General features: G+C 62.8%; 9 protein-coding genes, 2 tRNA genes and 3 rRNA genes. 8 read left to right on the forward strand and 6 right to left on the reverse strand.

The genetic code is table 11. From position 1 onward, the window contains the following. Window positions 1–8: 8 nt before the first annotated feature. Together LG3211_RS02005 and LG3211_RS02010 are read right to left on the reverse strand one after the other, a co-directional pair. Window positions 9–1,187, reverse strand: coding sequence for an anhydro-N-acetylmuramic acid kinase (locus LG3211_RS02005; RefSeq protein ID WP_057941378.1), 1,179 nt, complete (start codon window positions 1,185–1,187; stop codon window positions 9–11). A gap of 362 nt (window positions 1,188–1,549) precedes the next feature. Next, window positions 1,550–3,022 carry a M23 family metallopeptidase gene (locus tag LG3211_RS02010; protein WP_057941379.1) on the reverse strand — a complete coding sequence of 491 codons (1,473 nt, stop codon included), beginning with the start codon at window positions 3,020–3,022 and terminating at the stop codon, window positions 1,550–1,552. Between the two features lie 194 nt (window positions 3,023–3,216). On the opposite strand from LG3211_RS02010, the gene tyrS reads away from it, so the two are divergent. From tyrS to rrf, 6 genes are all read left to right on the forward strand, one after another. Beyond that, on the forward strand, window positions 3,217–4,440 hold the full coding sequence (gene tyrS, locus LG3211_RS02015; protein ID WP_057941380.1) for a tyrosine--tRNA ligase: 1,224 nt from the start codon (window positions 3,217–3,219) through the stop codon (window positions 4,438–4,440). A 921-nt stretch (window positions 4,441–5,361) separates the two neighbouring features. Then, a 16S ribosomal RNA gene (locus LG3211_RS02020) occupies window positions 5,362–6,906 on the forward strand. A gap of 103 nt (window positions 6,907–7,009) precedes the next feature. Continuing rightward, window positions 7,010–7,085 (forward strand) — tRNA-Ala (locus tag LG3211_RS02025). A 32-nt stretch (window positions 7,086–7,117) separates the two neighbouring features. Then, window positions 7,118–7,194: transfer RNA gene (locus LG3211_RS02030), tRNA-Ile, on the forward strand. 257 nt (window positions 7,195–7,451) lie between these two features. Continuing rightward, a 23S ribosomal RNA gene (locus LG3211_RS02035) occupies window positions 7,452–10,315 on the forward strand. 175 nt (window positions 10,316–10,490) lie between these two features. Then, window positions 10,491–10,605 (forward strand): 5S ribosomal RNA (gene rrf, locus LG3211_RS02040). The 16S, 23S and 5S rRNA genes sit together here with 2 tRNA genes alongside, the layout of an rRNA operon. Window positions 10,606–11,122: 517 nt before the next feature. On the opposite strand, the gene LG3211_RS02045 is transcribed toward rrf, so the two are convergent. From LG3211_RS02045 to LG3211_RS02060, 4 genes are all read right to left on the reverse strand, one after another. Next, on the reverse strand, window positions 11,123–11,869 hold the full coding sequence (locus tag LG3211_RS02045) for a 2OG-Fe dioxygenase family protein (RefSeq protein ID WP_057941381.1): 747 nt from the start codon (window positions 11,867–11,869) through the stop codon (window positions 11,123–11,125). A 45-nt stretch (window positions 11,870–11,914) separates the two neighbouring features. After that, window positions 11,915–12,310, reverse strand: coding sequence for an MAPEG family protein (locus LG3211_RS02050; RefSeq protein WP_222837563.1), 396 nt, complete (start codon window positions 12,308–12,310; stop codon window positions 11,915–11,917). A 146-nt stretch (window positions 12,311–12,456) separates the two neighbouring features. Further along, entirely contained in the window at window positions 12,457–14,235 is a 1,779-nt protein-coding gene (locus tag LG3211_RS02055) for a M28 family metallopeptidase (RefSeq protein WP_237049817.1), read from the reverse strand. Between the two features lie 510 nt (window positions 14,236–14,745). Next, window positions 14,746–15,417 (reverse strand): DUF4097 family beta strand repeat-containing protein, encoded by a 672-nt coding sequence (locus tag LG3211_RS02060; protein WP_057945206.1) that lies wholly within the window; start codon window positions 15,415–15,417, stop codon window positions 14,746–14,748. A 244-nt stretch (window positions 15,418–15,661) separates the two neighbouring features. Between LG3211_RS02060 and gpmI the strand changes: the two genes are divergently transcribed. Next, window positions 15,662–17,197: a 2,3-bisphosphoglycerate-independent phosphoglycerate mutase gene (gpmI, locus tag LG3211_RS02065; RefSeq protein WP_057941383.1), complete on the forward strand. Its 1,536-nt coding sequence runs from the start codon at window positions 15,662–15,664 to the stop codon at window positions 17,195–17,197. Continuing rightward, window positions 17,197–18,462: a murein hydrolase activator EnvC family protein gene (locus tag LG3211_RS02070; protein ID WP_057941384.1), complete on the forward strand. Its 1,266-nt coding sequence runs from the start codon at window positions 17,197–17,199 to the stop codon at window positions 18,460–18,462. The genes gpmI and LG3211_RS02070 overlap by 1 nt, the downstream gene beginning before the upstream one ends. Window positions 18,463–18,657 lie beyond the last annotated feature (195 nt).

Raw genomic sequence — 18,657 nt, forward strand, 5'->3', positions numbered from 1 at the left:
GCCCGACCTCAGGCGGCCGGATGCACCGTCCCCAGCACCCGCAAGCCGCGCGCGCCGGTGACGCTGGGCAGGTTCCCCGGCAACCCGGCCACGGTCTGCCGCGCCAGCCAGGCGAAGCCCATCGCCTCGACGAAATCCGGATCCAGCCCGAACGCCGCAGTGGATTCCACGACCACGCCCGGCAGTTGCGCGGCCAGTCGATCGAGCAGGGCGCGATTGCGCACGCCGCCGCCGCAGACCAACACCCGCTTCGTCGCCGGCTGATGCGCGCGCAACGCATCGGCGATGGTGATCGCGCTGAGTTCGAGCAGGCTGGCCTGCACATCCTGCGGCCGCTCGCCGCCGCGCAGTCGCGATTCCACCCAGGCCAGCTGGAACTGTTCGCGGCCGGTGCTTTTGGGCGGCGGCTGGGCGAACCACGGCTCATCCAGCAGCCGCGCCAGCAGCGCCGTGTCGATCTGTCCCTGCGCCGCGAACGCGCCGTCGGCGTCGAAGGCCTGGCCCAGATGGCGCAGTGCCCAGGCGTCCATCAGGCAGTTGGCCGGGCCGGTGTCGAAACCGCGCACCTCGCCGCGTGCCGGCAGCAGGGTGAAGTTGGCGATGCCGCCGAGATTCAACGCGGCCCGGTCTTGGTCCGGCGAATGCAGCAGCGCGGCGTGGAACGCCGGCATCAGCGGCGCGCCGTGGCCGCCGGCGGCGACATCGCGGCGACGGAAATCGGCGACCGTGGCGATGCCGCTGCGTTCGGCGATTACCGCGCCGTCGCCGATCTGCCAGGTGAAAGGATGCTGGCCGTCGTAGCGCGCGCCGGCCGGGCGATGGCGCACGGTCTGGCCGTGCGAGCCGATCGCCCGCACGTCGCCTGCGCTCACGCCGGCTTCGTCGATCAACGCGCGGGCGGCATCGGCGAAGGCTTCCGCGACCTGGATGTCCAGCGTGCCCAGTTCCTCCAGCGAACGCGCGTCGCCGCCCTGGCCGAGTGCGACCAGGCGTTCGCGCAGCGCTTCGTTCCACGCGTAGGTTCGACCGAGCACCAGCTCGCAGCGGGTTGGTTCCGCGCCGGCCTGGAAGCGCACCAGCGCGGCGTCGATGCCGTCGGCGCTGGTGCCGGAGATCAGTCCAAGATAAAGGCCTGAAGACGGTTTACTCACGTCACCAGCCGCTGGGACCGAAGAGTTCTCAATCATTGCGAAGCTCCCTGAGGCCTGAAGGCGGTTTACCCGCGTCAGCAACCGCCGGGACCGAAGAGTTCTCAATCATTACGAAGCTCCCTGAGGCCTGAAGGCGGTTTACCCGCGTCAGCAACCGCCGGGACCGAAGAGTTCTCAATCATTGCCAAGCGCCCTGAGTCCTGAAAGACCGATGCTCCAGTATCCGGTGTATCGGCGCCAGCATCGGACACTCATTGCAGGAGCGGCGCGACATCGCACAGGCGAAGCAAGCGCGATTCCGGCGCCGCCGCTCGCGCTAAAACGACGGTTCTCAACGGCACCCCAAAAACAAAAAAGGCCTCCGAAGAGGCCCTTTTTCGCTACCCATCGCGCACCAATCAGCCGCGCCGGATCTTCTTCTTCGCCGCCACCGCAACCGTCTTGGCCGGCGCTGCCGCGGGAGCCGTCTGCACAGGGCTGGCATCGGCGTAGATGACGTTCTCGACCTGACGGATGCGTGCCAGCGCCACGCCGGTCTGATTGCGGAACTGCGCCAGCGCCACGCCGCTCAGCGGCTCCGGCGGCGGCATGGTGATCGACAGCGGATTGCGGTGCACGCCGTTGACGCGGAATTCGTAATGCAGGTGCGGGCCGGTCGCCAGGCCCGAGCTGCCGACGTAGCCGATCACCGTGCCCTGAGCGATGCGCTGCCCCGGCTTGACCTTGCTGAAGTTCGACATGTGCCCGTACAGCGTGGTGTAGCCGCGGCCGTGATCGAGGATCACCGCGCGGCCGTAACCGCCCTTCCAGCCGATGAACTGCACGCGCGCATCGCCGGCGGCCATGATCGGCGTGCCGGTGCCGGCGGCGTAATCCACGCCCATGTGCATGCGGATATTGCCCAGCACCGGATGGCGGCGCGAGCCGAAGCCCGAGGTCAGGCGCGCATACGGAATCGGCATGCGGATGAAGCTCTTCTTCAGCGGGCGGCCGTCGCCGGTGAAGTACTCGGGCTTGCCGCCGCGATCGAAGCGGAAGCCGGTGTGCAGCTTGCCTTCGCTGGTGAAGGTCGCCGCCAGGATCGGGCCGGTCTTGAGCAACTCGCCCTCACGCCAGGTCTGCTCGACCACCACGCTGAAGCGGTCCTCGGCGCCGACGTCTTCGTTGAAGTCGATGTCGTACTTGAAGATGTCGTCGGTCAGGGTGTTGATGTTGGCCGCGGTCAGGCCGACTTTGCGCGCCGAACGGAACAAGGACTTGCCCACCTTGCCGCTTAGCACCACGGTGCGGGTTTCGGTCGGACGGTTGATCACCTTCTGGGTGATCTTGTCGCCGGTCAGGCTCAACTCGACCCGGTGGCTGTCGTCCTTGTCGTAGCGGAATGTGCGCAGGGCGCCGTTGACCGGCATGTCGAAGCCCAGCTCGGTGCCGGGCTTCATCCGCATCAGGGCTTCTTTCGCGCCCGGCTGCTCGAGAATCTGGTGCATCGTGGAGGTGGGAATCTCCATTTCCTTGAACACCGAGCCCAGGGTCTGGCCGCGGTTGACGCGGACCAGCTGCCAGCTGTCGCCGGTTTCTCCCTTGAGGCGGGCCAAGGTCAGCGGCGGCAACGCCAGGGCCAGCGACTGTCGCGGCTCATGCGCACGCACCGACGCGGTGGACTGGCTCAAACCGGGGACGATCGCGGCGACCATCATGCCCAGGGTCGCGAACAGACCGGCCTGCACCCACTGGCGGCCGGTCCAGCGGCCGTTGAATCCATCCGACAAATGACGCGCCAGCACCGGACGTTTCAGTGCGGCCTCGCGCAAGGCTTTCAGGCGTTCGCGGCGCTCGGCGCCCACACTGGAAGCCTGCTCGGGTACTGTCATTGGATGGATCCCTCGCGCGAGGTGTGAAGGCAACGTTGCGGCGTTACCATAGACACGCGAGCAGTACGCGTCAAACCCTTGACCTGAATGGGGTTTTTCGTCACCGACCAGTACAGTTTCGTTTAACTTCCACTTAACCAGAATCCGTGATGGCGTTAACAAAAGCCGGTCGCGGCCGTACCCGAGTCCAGCCTTTGAACAGCGCGTCCCCCTCCGTACAAGAAGCCCTCGACCTGATCGCCCGTGGCGCCGACGAAATCCTCAAGCGCGAGGAGCTCGAAGCCCGGCTCAAGCTCGGCCGTCCGCTGCGGATCAAGGCCGGTTTCGACCCGACCGCGCCCGACCTGCATATCGGCCACACCGTCCTGCTCAACAAGATGCGGCAGTTCCAGGACCTGGGCCATCAGGTGATCTTCCTGATCGGCGATTTCACCGGAATGATCGGCGATCCCAGCGGCAAGAACGTCACCCGCAAGCCGCTGACCCGCGAAGACGTGCTGGCCAACGCGGAGACCTACGCCGAGCAGGTGTTCAAGGTGCTCGACAAGGAGCGCACCGAAGTGCGCTTCAACTCCGAGTGGTTCAGCCAGATGAGCGCGGCCGACATGATCCGCCTGGCCGGCCAGCACACCGTGGCGCGCATGCTCGAGCGCGACGACTTCGCCAAGCGCTACGCCGCCCAGCAGTCGATCGCGATCCACGAATTTCTGTATCCGCTGGTGCAGGGCTACGACTCGGTGGCGCTCAAGTGCGACGTCGAGCTCGGCGGCACCGACCAGAAATTCAATCTGCTGATGGGCCGCGGCCTGCAGGAGCACCACGGCCTGCCGCCGCAGATCGTGCTGACCATGCCGCTGCTGGAGGGCCTGGACGGCGTCAACAAGATGTCCAAGTCGCTGGGCAATTACATCGGCATCAACGAGCCGGCGATCGACATCGTCACCAAGACCATGAAGATCGACGATGTGCTGATGTGGCGCTGGATCGATCTGCTGAGCTTCGAGATCGGTATCGCCGAGGCGGCGAGCCTAAAGAAAGAGATCGAGGCCGGCCAACTCAACCCGCGCGACCTCAAGCTGCGCCTGGCGCGCGAGCTGGCCGCGCGTTTCCATGGCAGCGAAGCGGCCGAAACCGCGGTTGCCGGCTGGAACGCGGCGGTGCGAGGCGAGGGCGACATCACCTCGCTGCCGCTGACCGACGTAGCCGTCCCGGCCGAAGGTCTGCGCATCGCCGCCCTGCTGGTGGCCGCCGGGCTGACGCCCAGCAACGGCGAAGGCAACCGCAAGCTCAAGGAGCGGGCGGTGCGGGTGGATGGCAATGTGGTCGAAGACCCGCAACTGGTGTTCGCGCCGGGGTTCGAGGGGGTTCTGGCCGTGGGCAAGCGCAATTTCGCCCGGGTGCGTCTGGTTTCGGCCTGATCGGCGGCAAAGGGGCGCGCGGCTAGAGGCCAGTGGCGGCCTAGGGCCGCCCGGAAGGCTCGCAACCACTTAAGCGAGCCGCGAAACCCCGTTCAGAGGTGCCATTCTGACCAATGGCGGCTCCAACTCCCTCTCCCGCCTGCGGGAGAGGGGCGGGGTGAGGGCCTCCCAGTTCACATAGATCCTCCCAGACCTTGCCGCATCAGGCGTCTGGCCGCCGGCCGATGATTCCCTGTTCATTTTTCGCCCCGCCCCCTTCCCAAGGCCAGTTCATGTCCGCATAATGCGCGGCTCCCAACGGCAAGTTGTTCGGTCGGTGGGAAGCGCGGAAGACGGCGTTTTCGGCAGGAGTTGACGGTCGAAGATGATGCTGTAAGATGCGCGGCCCGCCGCCCTGTTCATCGAGCGGTTGGGGCGCAGAAAACAGCGGTTTCGATGGGTAGTTGACGCATCGGAAACATGCTGTAGGATGCGCGGCCCGCAGTTCGGTTTATCGAGTTGCGGAGCGCGGAAAACGGCGGTTTCGACGAGGTGGTTGACGAGTCGGAAACATGCTGTAAGATGCGCGGCCCGGTGAGACGGAAGCTTCGGAAATCGAAGCGAAGTTGGAGTCGGGAAGCAGCAAGAAGTTTCGCGGACAGGTGTTGACGTTCACGAAAACTGCTGTATAGTGTGCGGCTCGCTCGGCCACTTCGGTGGCGAGTACGAAACCAGGCGCTGAGGCCGGTTTCAAGGATCTTTGACAGTGTGCGCAGGTGACTTGTGCGGGCGTCTGGCGAGTGGATAGTTGTCCATCTTGCAGACGTTCGTAACAGAGTCCAAAGATTTGAAGAGCATGCAAATGCAAATTGAGTAATTGGCCTGGAACGAAGTCTGCACTCAAAGCATTGATGAAGGCCGCAAGGCTGGAATCGAAACATTTAAGTGAAGAGTTTGATCCTGGCTCAGAGTGAACGCTGGCGGCAGGCCTAACACATGCAAGTCGAACGGCAGCACAGAGGAGCTTGCTCCTTGGGTGGCGAGTGGCGGACGGGTGAGGAATACGTCGGAATCTGCCTATTTGTGGGGGATAACGTAGGGAAACTTACGCTAATACCGCATACGACCTACGGGTGAAAGCGGAGGACCTTCGGGCTTCGCGCAGATAGATGAGCCGACGTCGGATTAGCTAGTTGGCGGGGTAAAGGCCCACCAAGGCGACGATCCGTAGCTGGTCTGAGAGGATGATCAGCCACACTGGAACTGAGACACGGTCCAGACTCCTACGGGAGGCAGCAGTGGGGAATATTGGACAATGGGCGCAAGCCTGATCCAGCCATGCCGCGTGTGTGAAGAAGGCCTTCGGGTTGTAAAGCACTTTTGTCCGGAAAGAAAAGCATTGGGTTAATACCCCGATGTCATGACGGTACCGGAAGAATAAGCACCGGCTAACTTCGTGCCAGCAGCCGCGGTAATACGAAGGGTGCAAGCGTTACTCGGAATTACTGGGCGTAAAGCGTGCGTAGGTGGTTTGTTAAGTCTGATGTGAAAGCCCTGGGCTCAACCTGGGAATGGCATTGGAAACTGGCTTACTAGAGTGCGGTAGAGGGTAGTGGAATTCCCGGTGTAGCAGTGAAATGCGTAGATATCGGGAGGAACATCTGTGGCGAAGGCGACTACCTGGACCAGCACTGACACTGAGGCACGAAAGCGTGGGGAGCAAACAGGATTAGATACCCTGGTAGTCCACGCCCTAAACGATGCGAACTGGATGTTGGGAGCAACTTGGCTCTCAGTATCGAAGCTAACGCGTTAAGTTCGCCGCCTGGGAAGTACGGTCGCAAGACTGAAACTCAAAGGAATTGACGGGGGCCCGCACAAGCGGTGGAGTATGTGGTTTAATTCGATGCAACGCGAAGAACCTTACCTGGCCTTGACATCCACGGAACTTTCCAGAGATGGATTGGTGCCTTCGGGAACCGTGAGACAGGTGCTGCATGGCTGTCGTCAGCTCGTGTCGTGAGATGTTGGGTTAAGTCCCGCAACGAGCGCAACCCTTGTCCTTAGTTGCCAGCACGTAATGGTGGGAACTCTAAGGAGACCGCCGGTGACAAACCGGAGGAAGGTGGGGATGACGTCAAGTCATCATGGCCCTTACGGCCAGGGCTACACACGTACTACAATGGTAGGGACAGAGGGCTGCAAACCCGCGAGGGCAAGCCAATCCCAGAAACCCTATCTCAGTCCGGATCGGAGTCTGCAACTCGACTCCGTGAAGTCGGAATCGCTAGTAATCGCAGATCAGCATTGCTGCGGTGAATACGTTCCCGGGCCTTGTACACACCGCCCGTCACACCATGGGAGTTTGTTGCACCAGAAGCAGGTAGCTTAACCTTCGGGAGGGCGCTTGCCACGGTGTGGCCGATGACTGGGGTGAAGTCGTAACAAGGTAGCCGTATCGGAAGGTGCGGCTGGATCACCTCCTTTAGAGACTAAAGACAGCAAATTGCTCGTCGGACGTCCGCACAAGTAACCTGCATTCAGAGTTCCCGATCGCCACAGGGCGATTGCGGAGTCGTCCCGTTTCGATGGGGCTTTAGCTCAGCTGGGAGAGCACCTGCTTTGCAAGCAGGGGGTCGTCGGTTCGATCCCGACAAGCTCCACCACCTAGCCAGTAAGTAGTCCGCAGGGACGAATTGGGTCTGTAGCTCAGGTGGTTAGAGCGCACCCCTGATAAGGGTGAGGCCGGTGGTTCGAGTCCTCCCAGACCCACCACCCTGGCGAAGGCTAGAGCAAGCGACAAAACTTCTGAATTGCGCACACATAAAGATTTGAAACGTCGAAGGCGCTGAAGCCTTTAACGTGTTCTTTGAAAACTGGAATGTAGCGAGCGTTTTGAGACGGAATGTCCATGACGTGTCGTAGAGGCTAAGGCGAGTGTCGAGAGACACTTTATTAATTGAGTCGTTATATTCGAGTCCGGGCTTTGTACCCCTGGACCCGTGTAATCCTGAGGCAACTTGGGGTTATATGGTCAAGCGAATAAGCGCACACGGTGGATGCCTTGGCGGTCAGAGGCGATGAAGGACGTGACAGCCTGCGAAAAGTACGGGGGAGCTGGCAATAAGCATTGATCCCGTAATGTCCGAATGGGGAAACCCACCTAGCAATAGGTATCCTGCAGTGAATACATAGCTGCTGGAAGCGAACCCGGAGAACTGAAATATCTAAGTACCCGGAGGAAAAGAAATCAACCGAGATTCCCTAAGTAGTGACGAGCGAACGGGGACTAGCCCTTAAGTTGCATCAGCTTCAGCAAAACGAGCTGGAAAGCTCGGCCATAGAAGGTGACAGCCCTGTATGCGAAGGGGCTGATGCGATGAAATCGAGTAGGGCGGGGCACGAGAAACCCTGTCTGAACATGGGGGGACCATCCTCCAAGGCTAAATACTCCTGACCGACCGATAGTGAACCAGTACCGTGAGGGAAAGGCGAAAAGAACCCTGGTGAAGGGAGTGAAATAGATCCTGAAACCGTGTGCGTACAAGCAGTAGGAGCTCGCAAGAGTGACTGCGTACCTTTTGTATAATGGGTCAGCGACTTACTGTTCGTGGCAAGCTTAACCGTATAGGGGAGGCGAAGGGAAACCGAGTCTGATAAGGGCGCATAGTCGCGGGCAGTAGACCCGAAACCGGGTGATCTAGTCATGCCCAGGGTGAAGGTTGAGTAACATCAACTGGAGGCCCGAACCCACTCCCGTTGCAAAGGTAGGGGATGAGGTGTGATTAGGAGTGAAAAGCTAATCGAACCCGGAGATAGCTGGTTCTCCTCGAAAGCTATTTAGGTAGCGCCTCGGACGAATACTACTGGGGGTAGAGCACTGTTATGGCTAGGGGGTCATTGCGACTTACCAAACCATGGCAAACTCCGAATACCAGTACGTACTATCCGGGAGACACACGGCGGGTGCTAACGTCCGTCGTGAAAAGGGAAACAACCCAGACCCACAGCTAAGGTCCCAAATTTATCGCTAAGTGGTGAACGATGTGGAAAGGCACAGACAGCCAGGAGGTTGGCTTAGAAGCAGCCACCCTTTAAAGAAAGCGTAATAGCTCACTGGTCGAGTCGGTCTGCGCGGAAGATTTAACGGGGCTAAGCGATAAACCGAAGCTTGGGGTGCATACTTTGTATGCGCGGTAGAGGAGCGTTCCGTAAGCCGATGAAGGTGGATTGAGAAGTCTGCTGGAGGTATCGGAAGTGCGAATGCTGACATGAGTAACGATAATGCGGGTGAAAAGCCCGCACGCCGAAAGCCCAAGGTTTCCTTGCGCAACGTTAATCGACGCAGGGTGAGTCGGCCCCTAAGGCGAGGCAGAAATGCGTAGTCGATGGGAAGCAGGTTAATATTCCTGCACCTCGCGTAAGTGCGATGGAGGGACGGAGAAGGTTAAGCAGGCCAGGCGTTGGTTGTCCTGGTGAGAGAGTTGAGGCGGTGCCCTTAGGCAAATCCGGGGGCGCAACGTTGAGACTAAGGACCGGCCCATTAGGGCTAGGCTGCTGATATCACGCTTCCAGGAAAAGCTCCTAAGCTTCAGCTTACGCAGACCGTACCGAAAACCGACACAGGTGGGCAGGATGAGAATTCTAAGGCGCTTGAGAGAACTCGGGTGAAGGAACTAGGCAAAATAGCACCGTAACTTCGGGAGAAGGTGCGCCCTCCATGGTTAATAGCTGAGGGGGGCCGCAGTGACCAGGCCGCTGCGACTGTTTATCAAAAACACAGCACTCTGCAAACACGAAAGTGGACGTATAGGGTGTGACGCCTGCCCGGTGCTGGAAGGTTAATTGATGGGGTCAGCCGCAAGGCGAAGCTCTTGATCGAAGCCCCAGTAAACGGCGGCCGTAACTATAACGGTCCTAAGGTAGCGAAATTCCTTGTCGGGTAAGTTCCGACCTGCACGAATGGCGTAACGACAGCGGCGCTGTCTCCACCCGAGACTCAGTGAAATTGAAATCGCTGTGAAGATGCAGCGTTCCCGCGGCAAGACGGAAAGACCCCGTGAACCTTTACTATAGCTTTACACTGAACGTTGAGTTCGTCTGTGTAGGATAGGTGGGAGGCTATGAAACCATGGCGCTAGCTGTGGTGGAGCCATCCTTGAAATACCACCCTGTCGTGCTTGACGTTCTAACCTAGGCCCGTAATCCGGGTCGGGGACCGTGTATGGTGGGTAGTTTGACTGGGGCGGTCTCCTCCCAAAGTGTAACGGAGGAGCACGAAGGTACGCTCAGCGCGGTCGGACATCGCGCACTGTGTGCAAAGGCATAAGCGTGCTTGACTGCAAGATCGACGGATCAAGCAGGTACGAAAGTAGGTCTTAGTGATCCGGTGGTTCTGTATGGAAGGGCCATCGCTCAACGGATAAAAGGTACTCCGGGGATAACAGGCTGATACCGCCCAAGAGTTCATATCGACGGCGGTGTTTGGCACCTCGATGTCGGCTCATCACATCCTGGGGCTGTAGTCGGTCCCAAGGGTATGGCTGTTCGCCATTTAAAGTGGTACGCGAGCTGGGTTCAGAACGTCGTGAGACAGTTCGGTCCCTATCTGTCGTGGGCGTTGGAGATTTGAGAGGGGCTGCTCCTAGTACGAGAGGACCGGAGTGGACGAACCTCTGGTGTTCCGGTTGTCACGCCAGTGGCACTGCCGGGTAGCTATGTTCGGAAGCGATAACCGCTGAAAGCATCTAAGCGGGAAGCGCGCCTCAAGATGAGATCTCCCGGGACTTTAAGTCCCCTAAAGGAACCATCAAGACTAGGTGGTTGATAGGCAGGGTGTGTAAGTGCAGCAATGCATTGAGCTAACCTGTACTAATGATCCGTGTGGCTTGACCATATAACCTCAAGTTGCCTTGGTCTCTATGTGACACGTCCGAAGACGTTCCAAACCAAACACTGACTCGCTACATTCCAACTTATTCGCCGACGACGGGCTCCTTTCCGTCTGAAGCAATCCCACGAGAGCGTGCGCGCAACTCAATCCATCGAGACCTGCGACCCTCCACCCTCTCCCTGGTGATAATAGCTGTGTGGAACCACCCGATCCCATCCCGAACTCGGAAGTGAAACGCATACGCGCCGATGGTAGTGTGGCCTAAGCCATGCAAGAGTAGGTCATCGCCAGGGGCTTTACCCTAAAACGCCGCAACCTTCTGGTTGCGGCGTTTTTCTTTGCGCCCGAGAAAAATAATCAAGACAACATCGGTGTTCCGTCGGAGTTTGGAGTTAATTCGGGAGTTAGTTCCGGCGCGAACTTAATCAGCCACGGCCGTCAAGGATGATTCAAACGATGCCGTCGAATGCTTGAACACGCTCCCGCAATCCCTGGATTAGTCCTCGCATCCTGCGATGCAGGCTGCCGCGGATTATGCGAACGACCGGACGATCCCGTTAGCTTTGCCGGCTGAGCGGAAGTTTCGACTGAACTCGACTGTTGTAATCAAGGTGGGGCGGCGTTAGCGAATCAGCCGGAGCGCCGCTTCCTCTTCAACAGTGAAATTTGTCCAGAAATAGCCAAGCCTGCTTTATCGGCCGGCCGACGGCAGATCGGAATGTTGAAGAAACGCCTTCCTCTCCAGCCGGCACCGAACCGCCGGAACTGCGAACGCGCCAGGTCTGAAGGTCTGATTGGTAAGGCCTGTCACTACGAAGCAGGCGTACCGTCGGCCCGAAACGTCACCACCAACACATCCCGATGCGCTTCGCGCTCCGGATCCAGCGGCGTCACCGCGGTGACGCCATGAAACACGCGGGCATCGTCCACCAAGGCCGCATCCAACGGCGCGGTCAGGGTGAAGCTGCCCAGCAGGCGGCGATCGCCGTCGTGGATGGTGGTCGTGCCGCTGACGATGTTGTGACGGTCGATCAGCAGCACCAGCACGTAGTCCACGCCGTCGCGATGCACGCCTTCGGGCGTGGGCTGGCCGTCCTGGTCGCTGCGCGCCTCGATGCGGAACTGGTGCAGTTCGATATGCCAAGCCGGCGTCTGCGGCGCCAGCGCGGAAAAGAAATCGCGGCAGAACGCGAGTACGGTGCCCAGCGTCTGGCTTTGCGCGATGTCGTCCCGCACCGGTTCGAACCAACGTTCGATATCGCCCTGCAGGGTGTTGTAGCTCAGGCTCTGGTAATGCGGCTGATGCGGCCGGCGTTCGATCGCGCCCTCGCGTCCGGCGCGGAATATCGCGTGGCGGCGCCGGCGTTGCTGGCCGACGCGGGCTAGGTAAGCATCGGGCGCCAGATCGTTCCAACTGTCGGCGAACACGTTCCAGTCCTGCAGCGAGCCGTGCTCTTGCAAGTGCGTGCGCATGTCCTCGCCGGCGACGAAACGAAAGCCGTCGTCGCGCAACGATTGCGCGAATTCATCGTGATCGAAAATCGGAGCCGGGGGCATGCGGAACTCTGCGGAATATTTAGGGCGATCGCGCCGTGGTCTGGATCAGATCGCGGCCAGCGCGGCCAGCGTCAGCAGCGCGACCACGCACAGGAAACCGATCGCCCAGACCAGGCTGCGCAGCGGCGCCTTGCCGGCGATGTAGAACACGCCGTGCAGCACGCGGCAGATCACGAACACGATCGACAGGATCACGATCCAGTTCGTGTCCACGCCGGCCATCTGCGCGGCGAGTACGCCGGCCGCGAACGGAGCGAACGCTTCGAAGGCGTTGAGGTGGGCGGCGTAGGCGGCGTTGGAGCGCGGGTCGTCCTGGCGCGCCTGCCAGGCGCGCGGGGCGCGATTGTCGTAACGCTTGCCGTTGGCCTTGGCGACCGCGACCCACAAGTAGGGCATCAGCGCGGCGATCAGCAGGCACCAATAGGCGATGGTCATGGGCATGCGCGTTCCTTCGTGGGCGAACTGCGTTCGGCGGTGCGCTCAGCCTAGCGGAAAAAACGACGGCGCCCGTGGGCGCCGTCGTCGGATCGCTTTGCGGCCGTGGGCGGCCCGATCGCTGAACCGATAGGGACGCGGCCGGCGGCGGCTTACTTCGCCGGCGCCATCAGCTTGTCGTGCGCGGCGCGGAAAGCGTTGCCTTCGTACCAGTTCGGCCATTGCTCGTTGCCGGCCAGGGCCTTGCCGACGCCGTACAGGGCGTCGAGATCCTGGACCACGCCGTCGAGCTTCCAGGCCGGGTCGAACTGGTCGGCCGGCTTGTGATAGCGGTTGTCGCGGTAATCGATCTGCGCTTTCTGACCGGCTTCCACGCCGCCGTCGAGCAGGTCGTCGCCGCCCTTGGCGTACAGCGCGGGCACGCCGGCCTTGGCGAAGTTGAAGTGATCGGAGCGGAAGTAGAAGCCGTCCTGCGGCGTGCCCTCGGCATGCAGCACGCGCTGCTGGCCGTCGGCGACGGTTTTGAGGATGTCCTCCAGCTCCGAGCTGCCGTAGCCGACCACGGTCATGTCGCGGGCCTTGCCGATGATCGGCATCGCGTCGAGGTTGATCACCGCGACGGTCTTGTTGAGCGGCACGGTCGGATGGGCGACGTAGTACTTCGAACCCAGCAGGCCGGATTCTTCCAAAGTCACCGCCAGGAACAGCAGCGAGCGATCCGGCGGCGGCGTCTGCCTGGTGAAGGCCTCGGCGATTTCCAGGATGCCGGCCACGCCCGAGGCGTTATCGACCGCGCCGTTGTAGATCGTGTCCGGACCGGTGGTCTTGGCATCGGCGCCGTGGCCTTCGTGGCCGCCTTCGCCGGTGTGGTTGCCCAGGTGATCCCAGTGCGCCATGTAGACGATGGCTTCGTCCGGACGCTTGGCGCCGTCCAGGCGCGCGATCACGTTGCGCGAGGATTTCTGGCTGATCTTGCTCTTCAGATCCACCGAGGCCTTGGCCTGCAGCGCGATCGCCTTGAAGCCGCGCTTGCCGGCGGCCTGATACAGCTGATCGAGGTTCTGGCCCAGATCGCCGAGCAGCTTGCGCGCGGCTTCGTTGGTGATCCAGCCCTGCACCGGCAGGCGCGGTTCCGGATCGTCCTTGGCCGGCAGATCGAACTGCGCGCCGGACCACGAGTTCTTCACGACTTCCCAGCCATACGAAGCGCCGGCGGTGTCGTGGATGATCAGCGCGGCCTTCGCGCCCTGGCGCGCGGCCTCTTCGAACTTGTAGGTCCAGCGGCCGTAGTAGGTCATCCGCTTGCCTTCGAACAAGGTCGCGTCCTGGCCGTGGAAACCCGGGTCGTTGACGAACATGACGACGGTCTTGCCCTTCACATCGACGCCGGCGTAGTCGTTCCACTGTTGCTCGGGCGCATTGACACCGTAGCCGACGAAGACCAGGTCGCTGCCGTCGATCTTCACTTCCGGCTGGCCGGTGCGGGTGCCGACAACCATGTCGCTGCCGAACTTCAACTCGCGCGCCTGTCCCTTGACGTCGAGCTTGAGCGAGGTAGTTTCGTCGGCCGTGGTTTCCACCATCGGCACGGTCTGGAAATAACTGTCGCCGTTGCCGGGTTTCAGTCCCAGGCGCTTGAACTGCGCTTCCAGGTACTGGACGGTTTTTTCCTCGCCGGCGCTGCCGGGCGCGCGGCCTTCGAATTCGTCCGAGGCCAGGACCTTGACGTGTTGGGCGAAGTCGGCGGCGTTGATGGCCGCGTCGAAGGCGTGGTCGCCGGGCGCGGCGGTCTGCTGCGCGGCCGGTTCGGCCGGCTTGGGCGCGTCGGCGGTGCCGGCGGGCTTGTTGCAGGCCGACAGGACCAGCGCGGCGGCGACCAGCGAAGTGGCTTTCAGCAGCGGGGGGGTTCGGGACAGGGGCGTTCGGGACAAGAGCGGAACCTCCAGGAGCGGCTCGTGGGCCGGGGGTGGGGGAGGTCCATTCTAGGTGCAGGCTCGGGCGTGTGTTGTCCGATCGAGCGGGTTCGCCGAACGGCGGTGGGGGCGGGATGGGGCCGGAGCCGAGATTCCAGAGTCTGGAGTCCAAGGCCCAGACACCAGACACCAGACACCAGACACCAGCGCCAACGCCAACGTACTTACCTACCGTCATTCCCGCGAACGCGGGAATCCAGGGCCTTTCGTGCCAGAACGTTTGAAGTCGCTGGATGTTCGGCTCCGCCGAAGTAAGGCGGAGCCCGCGTTCGCGGGAATGACGACCTGGAGGGACGGCGCTGAAGCCTGGATATTCGGCGCCGCCGAAGTAAGGCAGAGCCCTGGCGGCGGGAATGACGGTTTGGCGGGATGGCGCTAAAGGTTCGTAAGGCCACCCTCGCCCGACTCCCTTCCTCGACCAAAAAAACAGCCAGAAGAAAAGAATCGAGGCGAGGGAAAAGCCCGCCCTTACTTGAACCGCGGCGTCGGCGTACTGAACGCAATCGCCGTAGCGCCGCGAATCGAACCGGTCTTCGCGCTGGAGTGGACATACAGCTCCACCTCGCGCTCGAACACCAGGCTGCCGTCCACGCGGGCGTTCGGGCCGATGATCACGCGCGGGGCGCGGCGCTCGGGCAGATTCAGGCCTTGGGGCTTGCTGTAGTGGATACCGCCGCTGACGTGCGAATCCACGCCGACGGTGAGGTCGCCGTTGACCGTTTCGATGTCGCCCGTGACGTCGGTATCGACCAGGCCGATGGCGCCGTTGACGGTGCTGACCTTGCCGCGCACGGTGCCGCCGCGATCGACGAAGATGCTGCCGTTGACCGTTTCCAGGTCGGCGGTGGCGGTCAGGTTGGTGCCGGCACGGATGCCGCCGTTGACCGTTTCCAGGCCGCCGGTCTGGGTGCTGGAACCGACGACGATGCCGCCGTTGACGGTCTGGACGTCTTCGACCCGGGCGTTGTCGCCGACCTTGATGCTGCCGTTGACGGTCTCCAGGTCGCCGCGGCGTTCGCTGGAGCCTACCGAGATGCTGCCGTTGACCTTGCTGATGCCGTCGTCGGCGAAAGCCAGCGGCGCCGCCAGGCTCAGGGCGGTCAGCAGCGACAGGGCGAGGGTGAGGCGAGTGCGCGTCATGGCATGTTCCATTGTCTGGGTGGGCAAGCAAACAGATGCGGTGAGAGCGCAAACGGTTTAACCCGAAGGCATCTTTAGCGATGATTCGTTCCGTAGATTTGCCGGATCAAGCACTTGCGTCGCACCCGGTGACGTCGCCCGGGCACGGATCGTCCGTTCCCCGAGGCTTCATCGCCCGCTTCGCTACAATCGCAGAACCCGCCCGCGGCGGCCCCTGCCCCTCGTCATATTAGGAATCCCCCACGTGTCAGCGACTCCCCGACCCAAGCCCGTAGTGCTGCTGATCCTGGACGGTTGGGGCCACCGCGACGATCCGACCGACAATGCCCTGGCTCAGGCGACCCTGCCGAACTGGGATGCGCTGGAAGCCAGCGAAGCCCACACCCTGATCCACACCGAAGGCCGCCACGTCGGCCTGCCGGACGGGCAGATGGGCAATTCCGAAGTCGGCCACATGAACCTGGGCGCCGGTCGCATCGTCTATCAGGATCTGACCCGTATCGATGCCGCCATCGAGGACGCCAGCTTCTTCGCCAACGACGAATTGCGCGCGGCCTGCGCGGCGGCGAAGTCGGCCGGCGCGACCTTGCACCTGATGGGCCTGCTCTCGCCCGGCGGCGTGCACAGCCATGAACGCCATATCTTCGCGATGATCGACCTGGCCCGCCGCGAAGGCGTGGCCCGAGTCGCCGTGCACGCCTTCCTCGACGGCCGCGACATGCCGCCCAAGTCGGCCGCGCCGAGCCTGCAACGGCTGGAAGAAGTCTGCGCCGCTGCCGGCAACGCCCACATCGCATCGATCAGCGGCCGCTACTACGCGATGGACCGCGACAAGCGCTGGGATCGCCAACTGCGCGCCTGGAACGCGATCGTGGAAGCCGACAGCGAGCAACGCGCCGCGACCGCGCAGGAAGGCCTGGACGCGGCGTATGCGCGCGGCGAAACCGACGAGTTCGTCGCCCCCACCGTGATCGGCGACGCCAGGCCGATGGCCGACGGCGACGCGGTGGTGTTCATGAATTTCCGCGCCGACCGCGCGCGCCAGCTCACCGCCGCTTTCGTCGATCCGAATTTCGACGGCTACCCGGCGCGCCGGCCGAAGCTGTCGCGCTTTGTCTGCCTAACCGAATACGACGCGCGTCTGCCGGCGCCGGTGGCCTTCGGCCCGGACGATCTGCACAACACCCTGGGCGAGTTGCTGGCGGCCCATCGCCTGACCCAGCTGCGTATCGCCGAGACGGAAAAATACGCGCACGTCACCTTCTTCTTCAGCGGCGGCCGCGAAGACCCGTATGAAGGCGAAAGCCGCATCCTGGTGCCGAGCCCGAAGGTCGCGACCTACGATCTGCAGCCGGAGATGAGCTGTCCGGAAGTCACCGCCAAGCTCGCCGAGGCCATCCGCACGCAATCGGTGGACGTGGCGATCTGCAACATCGCCAATCCCGACATGGTCGGCCACACCGGCGACCTGCAGGCGGCGATCCTGGCCGCGCAGGCGGTGGACAAGGCGATCGGCGTGATCGTCGCGGCGGTGCGCGAAGTCGGCGGCGCCCTGCTGATCACCGCCGACCACGGCAATCTGGAAATGATGCGCGACCCCGCCACCGGCCAGCCGCATACCGCGCACACCGTCGGCCCGGTGCCGCTGATCTATCTCGGCCCGCGCAAGGCCAGCCTGCGCAGTGGCGGCGCCTTGCGCGACGTCGCGCCGACCATCCTGGATCTGCTCGGCATCGAGCCACCGGTCGAGATGACCGGCCGCAGCCTGTTGCAGCCCTGATGCGGTTCGCGCGCGCGTGGCTCATCGCGTGGCTGGCGGTCATGCCGCTGGCCGCGCCCGTGTCCGCGCACGCGGCGGCGCAGAGCACCAGCCGCGAAGCCGAGCGCAAGCTCGAGAAGATCAAGACCGAACTCAAATCGGTCGCCGACGAACGCCGCAAGCTGGAAGGCCAGCGCGGCGACGCCACCCAGCAACTGCGCGCGGCCGACGAACAGGTCGGCCATTCCAACCGCGCCCTGCGCGACATCGAAAGCCGATTGGCGCGCGAGCAGGCGTCGATGAAGCAGTTGCAGGCCAAGCGCGACGCGCTCAACACCAAGCTCGGTTCGCAACGCCAGGAGCTGGCGCGGCTGTTGCGCGCGGCCTACGCGCAAGGCAACGACGCGCCGCTGAAATTGCTGCTTTCGCAGGACCGCGTCGCCGACAGCGGCCGCATCCTGACGTATCACGGTTATGTGCAGCGCGACCGCGCCAAGCGCATCAGCGAACTCAGCGCGCAGCTGCGCGAGCTGGACACGCTGGAGCGGCAGATCGTCGAGCGTCGGGCCAGTCTGGACAGCACTCGCAAGCAGCAGCGCAGCCAGATCAGCCAGTTGCAGAAAGACCGCAAGGCGCGTGCGGCGTTGGTCGCGCAGATCAACGAAAAATATCAGGACCGCAGCACGCGCGAACGCGAGCTCGGCCGCGACGCCAAGGGCCTGGAGCAACTGCTGGCCAAGCTGCGCGCCGCCGCCGCGCGCGCCGAAGCGCAGCGCCGCGCCGCCGCCAAGGCCAAGGCCGAACGCGAAGCGCGCGAAGCCCGCGCCGCTGCGGCGGCGGCAGCGAGCGGCAAACCCGCGCCGGTGCGCAAGCCGCCGGTCGCGGTCGCCAGCGCGCCCGCGCCGCAGGTCGGCGGCCTGGGCTGGCCGGTGTCCGGCGCCTTGCTGGCCGGTTTCGGCGGCACCATGCCCGACGGCCGCAGCAGCGAAGGCCTGCTGATCGGCGCGCCGGCCGGCGCCACGGTCAAGGCGGTCGGCGACGGCACCGTGGTGTATTCGGAATGGATGACCGGTTACGGCCTGCTGCTGATCGTCGATCACGGCAACGGCTACATGAGCCTGTACGCGAACAACGATGCCTTGCTCAAGGACGCCGGCGCGACGGTCAAGAAGGGCGATGCGGTCGCCACCGTCGGCAGTTCCGGCGGCCACGGCCGGCCGGCGCTGTACTTCGAACTGCGGCGCGGCGGTCAGCCGGTGAATCCCAACACCTGGCTGCGGCGCTGATCTAACCGCGGCGCCGGGCTCAGACCGCGCCGCATCCGTCCGAACCTGCCGATCCGGCAAGGTTTGCCGCCCCAAAGCAGTCGCGGATGAATCGTCCGCGGCGCGTCGCGACGGGTTTAACAAAAGCTTGCAACCGCCCCGCTTAACGTGCGCAGATAATCCATCGAACCCGGCCCGCGCCTTGCGGTCCAACCG

It is taken from the genome of Lysobacter gummosus (assembly GCF_001442805.1).
Lineage (GTDB): Bacteria > Pseudomonadota > Gammaproteobacteria > Xanthomonadales > Xanthomonadaceae > Lysobacter > Lysobacter gummosus.

Coding starts and splice junctions, on each gene's coding strand:
- LG3211_RS02005 (WP_057941378.1), bottom strand. CDS start 1,187: ATGATTGAGAACTCTTCGGTCCCAGCGGCTGGTGACGTGAGTAAACCG.
- LG3211_RS02010 (WP_057941379.1), bottom strand. CDS start 3,022: ATGACAGTACCCGAGCAGGCTTCCAGTGTGGGCGCCGAGCGCCGCGAA.
- LG3211_RS02045 (WP_057941381.1), bottom strand. CDS start 11,869: ATGCCCCCGGCTCCGATTTTCGATCACGATGAATTCGCGCAATCGTTG.
- LG3211_RS02050 (WP_222837563.1), bottom strand. CDS start 12,310: ATGCCCATGACCATCGCCTATTGGTGCCTGCTGATCGCCGCGCTGATG.
- LG3211_RS02060 (WP_057945206.1), bottom strand. CDS start 15,417: ATGACGCGCACTCGCCTCACCCTCGCCCTGTCGCTGCTGACCGCCCTG.
- LG3211_RS02070 (WP_057941384.1), top strand. CDS start 17,197: ATGCGGTTCGCGCGCGCGTGGCTCATCGCGTGGCTGGCGGTCATGCCG.